The organism is Xanthomonas axonopodis, assembly GCF_001304695.1.
Lineage (GTDB): Bacteria > Pseudomonadota > Gammaproteobacteria > Xanthomonadales > Xanthomonadaceae > Xanthomonas > Xanthomonas axonopodis.
The window spans coordinates 21,577-29,067 of record NZ_JFAQ01000148.1; the positions used below are offsets into that span (position 1 = coordinate 21,577).

General features: G+C 64.1%; 5 protein-coding genes. All 5 read left to right on the top strand.

Going from position 1 to position 7,491, the window contains the following annotated elements; all coding sequences use genetic code 11:
- Positions 1-1,169: 1,169 nt before the first annotated feature.
- The 5 genes from XAXN_RS13855 to kdpC all read left to right on the top strand — a co-directional run bounded on the left by XAXN_RS13855 (position 1,170) and on the right by kdpC (position 7,345).
- Positions 1,170-2,147: a hypothetical protein gene (locus XAXN_RS13855; RefSeq protein WP_054319965.1), complete on the top strand. Its 978-nt coding sequence runs from the start codon at positions 1,170-1,172 to the stop codon at positions 2,145-2,147.
- Positions 2,148-2,712: 565 nt separating this feature from the next.
- Positions 2,713-2,805 carry a potassium-transporting ATPase subunit F gene (locus XAXN_RS13860; protein ID WP_005910961.1) on the top strand — a complete coding sequence of 31 codons (93 nt, stop codon included), beginning with the start codon at positions 2,713-2,715 and terminating at the stop codon, positions 2,803-2,805.
- A 15-nt stretch (positions 2,806-2,820) separates the two neighbouring features.
- The gene (kdpA, locus tag XAXN_RS13865; RefSeq protein WP_054319966.1) at positions 2,821-4,614 is read left to right on the top strand and encodes a potassium-transporting ATPase subunit KdpA; all 1,794 of its coding nucleotides are present in this window, start codon (positions 2,821-2,823) and stop codon (positions 4,612-4,614) included.
- Between the two features lie 12 nt (positions 4,615-4,626).
- On the top strand, positions 4,627-6,675 hold the full coding sequence (kdpB, locus tag XAXN_RS13870) for a potassium-transporting ATPase subunit KdpB (RefSeq protein ID WP_054319967.1): 2,049 nt from the start codon (positions 4,627-4,629) through the stop codon (positions 6,673-6,675).
- A 40-nt stretch (positions 6,676-6,715) separates the two neighbouring features.
- Entirely contained in the window at positions 6,716-7,345 is a 630-nt protein-coding gene (kdpC, locus tag XAXN_RS13875; protein WP_054319968.1) for a potassium-transporting ATPase subunit KdpC, read from the top strand.
- Positions 7,346-7,491 lie beyond the last annotated feature (146 nt).

Genomic DNA, 7,491 nt, shown 5'->3' on the forward strand with positions numbered 1-7,491 from the left:
ACCGCGTCGTGCGATTGGTGGCGAAACAGTTGGCAAGGAGTTTTAGGCGTTACTGGCAGCTCCATCGTGTGGGACCCCCAGCGTGGAGTTCGGTGCGTTGACCGAGCGGCGAGCGCATGCACACGGCTTTGTACGCCGTGACGCATGGTCCGGTCCGGGCGACGGGAGCGTCTGCGCGCATGCGAAGCGTGATGATGCTGATGCAACCGCTGCTGTTGAAGATCAGTGCATCACAGCACCCACCCAACAGCGGAATCAATCGCTTCGCCCGGTGCTGCAGAGATGCCGGCCTTGGCTGTCTAGGCGTGTGCGCCGTCGCGCTCGCGCGGGCGAGCGGGATTTCTGAAACCGCCTGCAGACAGGATGTTGCTTTCAGGAAAGTACGCACGAAGCCTAACTCGATGCCGCTGCCGCGGCACACCGCAGGAGACCCGGGATGCCGATCACCAGTACAGGTCTATCGCACGCTGTGGCGTCCACCAGTCAACCGGGAGAGGAATCGACCTCCCAGCCGCAGACCAGTCGACCCTTTCCCAGTCCGCCACCCGCACAAAACAAGCGGGCCGCGATCTTCGACAGGCTCTCTGAGCTACCGCCCGAGCTTCGCCGAAACATCGTGAGTCGATTGGACGATGGAAGCAAGGCGCGGCTTGGCGCAACCTCGCGGCTGATGGCCACGGACACCCGCCCAAGCATGCGGACGGTGCTGCGGGCGGTAGTCCCACGCAGCAATCCAATCACCGATGCGGGTCAAACGCTTGAACGAAAATTGAGGCTCAAGCGCATGGAGAATCTCGGCTCAGCTTCGCCAGGGCAAGCGGCGGCGGCACGTGAGAAGTTGCAAGCGTTCCTGGCGGCAAACCCGGACTACAAGCCAATCACCGATTTCGGTGAGGTCAGCAGTCTTGAGCGCATGCGCGCCGCCATGCAACTGGTGGACCGCCTCCCGTCTGTGGGCGATGGGGGGGCACAGCGCGCGCGCGCATACGTCAAGCGGGTGTACAGCATTTGGAAATTGCTGGAGTCAGAGCGTGGCGAGGCGTTCACGACCTTGTTCGCGCACATCGACAAGCTCCCCGGGCAATCAGTGCTGCGTGCACTGGAGCCCTTCATATATCAATTGGCCCGCCTGCATTGGCCCGCCTGCCCGGAGAGCAGCGTGAAGCCCTTTGGCAGCGTCCGAGCGCGGCCAGGCGTTTATGACCTTATTGGCGCATATCAACGCACTCCCCGCACAGTCGGGGTTGCCTGCCCTGGAGTGTTTGACGGAGTCAGTGATAGACCTGCCCGAATGCGAGGCGGCTCTGCGCGCAGTGTTGCAAACTCCACTGGCCGCTCACGCTCAGGTAGCACTGGACGTGATGGAGCAGGCTGAGAAGAGTGGACTGGGGGCGCTGTCTCCTCAGGTGCACCTGCTGGTGCTGGTGATCCATCGCCTGCCACTACCGGAGTGCATGAACGTGATCAGCGAGGTGGCTGCACAGCAGCCAGGTCCGCGTGCGCGTGCGGTGGCGCTCCTCTATCACCATGCCCTTGTGCGGGAGGGTGATGACTTTAGGAACAGCAGTTACGCGTCCGTTACGAAAAAACTTGCCTGGTCGGTGATCGGATGGGACGTGTTGCCGCATCTGGCCGAGTTGTCGGTCAACCTGCCTTTTGCGCATATGCGCTTTGATGTTCATCGGTTGTTGGCGGACGCGTGTTCCAAGCTTTACCGCGATGGAATGTCCGAGCAAGAACGCATGGCTGCGCATGACATCACGGCCTCAGTGTTGTTGCGCTTGACCAACGCGTTGTCGCAACAGCCTCGGGAAACGCGCTTTGAGGCAGCTTGGAAAGTGGCAGAGCAGGCAAAATCCCTGGATCCGGAACGGCATCGGCAGGTGATCCTTGCAATCCGCTCGCAAGCGAATGCCATCACGCCTCGATCCGCTGAATTCAGGACCTGGTGCGACGAACGAATAGAAACGTTGTCCCGAACCTGCGGCAGGCTGGGCGAGGCATTTGCGTTTCTGGTAGGCATGCAAGCAGACGCTCGCTGGCCTCGGACAATCCGCCTAGCGGTGCCGCGTCAAGCTGATCCTGGGTTGCTCACGCGCAGGCTCGCGGCGAATCTGCCTTGCGCGGATGCGCCGCTACCAGTCTGAAGGCGGAGCAGTCGAAAGGACCAAGTCAGGGCGTTGCGCAGTGCGTGCTGATGCATGCGGCGGCTTGGCCGGGCCGGGGTCCGGTCTTGACCTAGATCACACGCCGTCTGCGGTCCAGCGCAGTTGGCGGCGCGACTGGCCCTTGCGGTAGATGGCGCATCGGACCGGCGCCATCCAGGCTTGGCGCGACGCCAGGGCAATGGAACTTCGCGGCATCGTTGCCACCTGCGTGCCGCAGGGCCAGCGCAGTGAGGGAAGCCAACCGCTGGAGCGCCTGGCGGGCTACCTGATTGAGGCGCAGGGCTGGCCTGCGCATTTTATGCGGACTTTACGCAGCGCCGGCGGCAGGTCCATAGCGACTTTACGCAGCCCAGGCAGAGACTGCGCAGGTTGGCGGAGCGGTTCCGCCGTGGACGATCCCGATGCATCCCTTGACTTGTCTGCTCCATCGGCGCTGCACGCACGGTGCGGCAGCGCTTTGCCAGGTTGGCACGCACACGCGGTCTAGGCCGTTGCACATCGCATTCATCGCGCCGTCGTGCGCGCATATGGGGGAGTGACCGTCATGCCCGGCTGGTTGTCCCTGTTGTGCGGCGTGGCCGTACTCGTTGCTGCTGCGTACCTGCTGTACGTGGTGCTGCGGCCCGAAGACTTCTGATCCGAGTGCGCTCCAATGACTGAAACTTTTCTTGTGTACGCGCTGGCCATCGTGCTGGCGTGGCTTCTGGGCCGTTACATGGCCGCGGTGATACGCGGTGCGCCGATGCGCAGCGACGTGCTGTTCGGCTGGATCGAACGGCCGTTGTACGCCTTGCTTGGCACGCGCCCGCAGCAGGGTATGTCGTGGCGCGGGTACAGCATGGCATTTCTGCTCAGCAACCTTGTCGTCGGTTTGCTGACCTGGGTGGTGTTCGTGACCCAGGCGTGGCTGCCGTTCAACCCGGACGCCATCCCCAACATGCGCTGGGATACCGCGCTGCACACCATGGTGTCGTTCGTCACCAATACCAACCAGCAGCACTACTCTGGCCAGGCGCAGTTGTCGTATCTGGCGCAGATGACCGGTATCGTCGGTCTGCAGGTGGTGACGCCGATGATGGGCTTGGCGTTGGCGGTTGCGACGCTGCGTGCGTTGTTCGGTGGGCGCGCAGCCAACCAGGCGTCGATTGCTGCACCGGCGTCGGACACGACGGCCGTGGCGGAGATTGCGGAGCCGGAACTGTCGCCTCAGGGACGCCACCACACGGGTTCGGGCCTGGAAGCCCTGCCTGAAGCAGACGTCGGCAATTACTGGACCGACGTGATTCGCTCCAGCGTGCGCGTGTTGTTGCCGCTGTGCCTGCTGTGGACCGTTTTGCTCGGCTGGCAGGGTGTGCCGTCGACGTTGCAGGGCGCGGCGACCGCGACACCGTTGGATAGCAGCGCGGGCATGCCCAAGCAGACCATTGCGGTGGGCCCGGTCGCGGCGATGGTGGCGGTGAAACAGCTCGGCACCAACGGCGGTGGCTGGTACGGCCCCAATAGTTCGGTCGCGCTGGAAAACCCCACGCCATTGAGTAATCTGCTTGAAACGCTCGCATTGGTCCTGCTGCCGATGAGCGTGGTGTTCATGGTCGGCTACCTGACCGGACGCAAGCGGCTCACGGCGTTGGTGTTCGGCACCATGTTGGCGATGTCGGCGGCTTCCACTGCGCTATTGCTGTGGTCCGAGGCGCATTCGGCCAGCGCGCACTCGCCGGCGCTGATGGAAGGCAAGGAAGTGCGCATCGGCGCCGATGCCTCGGCATTGTGGGCGGCGTTGACCACGCAGACCTCCAATGGCTCGGTCAACGCGATGCACGATTCGTTGGCGCCGTTGAGTGGCCTGGTCACGTTGGTCGACATGCTGATCAACGCCATCTGGGGCGGCATCGGCTGCGGCCTGCAGCAGTTCGTGGTGTATCTGTTGCTCAGCGTGTTCCTGGCCGGCTTGATGACCGGACGCACACCGGAGTTGTTCGGCCGCAAGATCGAATCGCGCGAAGTGCAGTTGCTGGCCCTGTTGATCCTGCTGCAGCCGTTGGTGGTGCTGGGCTTTACCGCAGTGGCGCTGGCAGTACCGGCATTGACTGCCAATTCCAACCCCGGCTTTCACGGCATCAGCCAGGTGTTCTACGAGTACACCTCTGCATTCGCCAATAACGGCTCGGGTTTCGAAGGTCTGGGCGATGCCACGTACTGGTGGAATCTGAGCTGCTCGGTCGTGCTGGCGCTGGGCCGGTATCCGGCGTTGATCCTGCCGTTGATGGTGGCCGCACGCATGGCCGTCAAGCGGCGTGCGCCCGAATCGGCCGGCAGCCTGCAGGTCGAAACGCCCACCTTTGCGCTGACCCTGATGGCGATCGTGATCGTGCTGACCGTGCTGCAGTTCATGCCGGCACTGGTGCTGGGTCCTATTGCTGAACACCTCGCCCTGGCGGCGTCCTGAGAGTTTTGTGCAATGTCTACGATCGATACGACTGAAAAACGCGAGCGCGGTGACGCAGCGTTGTTCGATGCCGCCGTGCTGGTTGCGGCGATGCGTGCGGCTTTCGCCAAGTTGGCGCCGCGGCATCTGCTGCGCAGCCCAGTGATGGCGGTGGTGATGGGTGGCACGTTGCTGGCGGCGGTGATCACCTCCAGCGGTCATTCGCATGCCGGCTTCGGCTGGGCGGTGACGGCGATTCTGTTCGTCACCGTGTTGTTCGGCAATTTTGCCGAAGCCATCGCCGAAGCGCGTGGCCGCGGCCAGGCCGCGTCGTTGCGGCGTGCGCGCAAGGACCTGGTGGCACGCATGGTGGAAACCGCACTCGGTGGCCGCGAAACGCGCGTGCCGGCAGCGGAGTTGCGTCCGGGCGATTACGTCATGGTGTCCCAAGGCGAATTCGTGCCGGCCGATGGCGAGATCGTGCGGGGTGTTGCCACCATCAACGAAGCGGCGGTCACCGGCGAATCGGCACCGGTGCTGCGCGAGGCCGGCACCGATCGCAGCGGCGTCATCGGTGGTACCCGCGTGCTCTCCGACGAGATCGTGTTCAAGGTCACCGCCGAGCCCGGGCACAGCTTTCTCGATCGCATGATTGCCTTGGTGGAAGGCGCCAACCGGCAGAAGACGCCGAACGAAATCGCGCTGACCTTGTTGCTGGCCGCGATGACGCTGACGTTTTTGATCGTGGTGGCATCGCTGCCGGCGATTGCGGGCTTTGTCGGCGTCACGCTGGATCCGCTGCTGCTGATCGCGCTGCTGGTGTGCCTGATCCCGACCACCATCGGCGGGCTGTTGCCGGCGATCGGTATTGCCGGCATGAACCGCGCGCTGTCGGCCAACGTATTGGCCAAATCCGGCAAGGCCGTGGAAGTGGCCGGCGACGTCGATGTGCTGCTGCTCGACAAGACCGGCACCATTACCTACGGCGACCGCCAGGCCACTGCATTCCATCCGCTGGCTGGCGTGGACCGCACGCAACTGCGCGATGCGGCCATGCTCGCCTCGCTGGCCGATCCGACGCCGGAAGGCAAATCCATCGTCAAGCTGGCGCGCCAGCAAGGTGCCGTGGCAGTGGAAGCGGAAGGCGCACATTTCATCGCTTTTACCGCGCAGACGCGCATGTCCGGTGTCGATATCGGCGGGCGCAGCATCCGCAAGGGCGCGGGCGATTCGATCGTGGCGTATGTGCAGGCGCAGGGCGCGACCGTCTCGCCGGAATTGCAGGGCCGTATCGAGGAAGTCGCACGTGGTGGTGCCACCCCGTTGGTGGTGGCCGAAGGCCGCCATGTGCTCGGTGTGGTCGAGTTGAGCGACGTGGTCAAGCAGGGCATCAAGGAAAAATTCGCGCAGTTGCGTGCGATGGGCATCAAGACGGTGATGATCACCGGCGACAACCCGCTCACCGCTGCCGCAATCGCCGCCGAAGCTGGCGTGGACGACTACATCGCCCAGGCCCGCCCGGAAGACAAGCTGGCACGCATCCGTGCCGAACAGACGGGCGGGCGGTTGGTGGCGATGGTCGGCGATGGCACCAACGACGCGCCGGCGCTCGCGCAGGCCGACGTGGGCCTGGCAATGAACTCCGGCACGCAGGCGGCCAAGGAAGCCGGCAACATGGTGGATCTGGATTCGGACCCGGCCAAGCTGCTGGCGGTGGTGGAAGTGGGCAAGCAGCAGCTGATCACGCGTGGCGCGTTGACCACCTTCTCGCTGGCCAACGACGTTTCCAAATACTTCGCGATCCTGCCGGCGCTGTTTGCCGCCGCCATCCCGTCGATGGCAGCGCTCAACGTGATGCAGCTCTCCAGCCCGCGCCATGCGGTGCTGGCGGCGTTGATCTTCAATGCGTTGATCATCCCGGCATTGATTCCGCTGGCGTTGCGCGGGGTGCGTTTTCGTCCTTCCAGCGCCACCGCGCTGCTGCGCCGGAACATGCTGATCTACGGTGTGGGTGGCGTGTTGCTTCCGTTCGCTGCGATCAAAGTGATCGATCTGGCGCTGGTTGCCCTCCTCGGTGCCTGAGCCACGCGTGATGCCCCTTTCTTCTTCCGGGAACATGTCCATGTCTTCTTCCTTGCCGTTACGCGACGACGGCGTCCTGCGCGGTTCGCTGATGCTCGCGGTGTTCACCTTGTTCGGGTTGGGCCTGGCCTACTCGATGATCGCCACCGGCATCACCGGTGCGCTGTTTTCCGAGCAGGCCACCGGTTCGCTGGTGCGCGTCGATGCGCGCGTAGTTGGTTCGGCCTTGGTGGCCCAACCGTTTACCGATGCGCGCTATTTCCAGCCGCGTCCATCGGCCGCCAAGTACGACCTCACCGCCGCGGCCGGCAGCAACCAGGCGCGTTCCAATCCTGATTTGCTGGCCCGTATCGCGACCACGCGTGCGCAAGTGGCCGCACGCGACGGCATCGCCCCTGAGGCCGTACCGGGCGAGCTGCTGACCCAATCCGGCAGTGGCCTGGACCCGCATTTGAGCCCGGCCGGCGCACAGGTGCAGATCCGCCGCGTGGCCGCCGCACGCGACTGGCCCGAGCAACGCGTTGCCGCTCTGGTGCAGGCGGCGATCGAAGCGCCCCAGTTCGGACTGCTTGGGCAGCCGCGGGTCAACGTGCTCGCCCTGAACCTGGCGCTGGATAAGTCCGGGAATGGGCAGGCGGGAATCGGGATTGGGGTGAAGCAAAAGCACTAGGGCAACGCTGATCAAGCCCCGTTCCCGCGTTTCGCGGGAGGTTGGATGCACATAGACGATGGGGCGCGTAGATCGCTTTGCCCATTCAGGGCAATCCCGGTGATCGAGGCCTCTGTTGGGAGGCCTCTGTGCTTCATGTGGGCAAC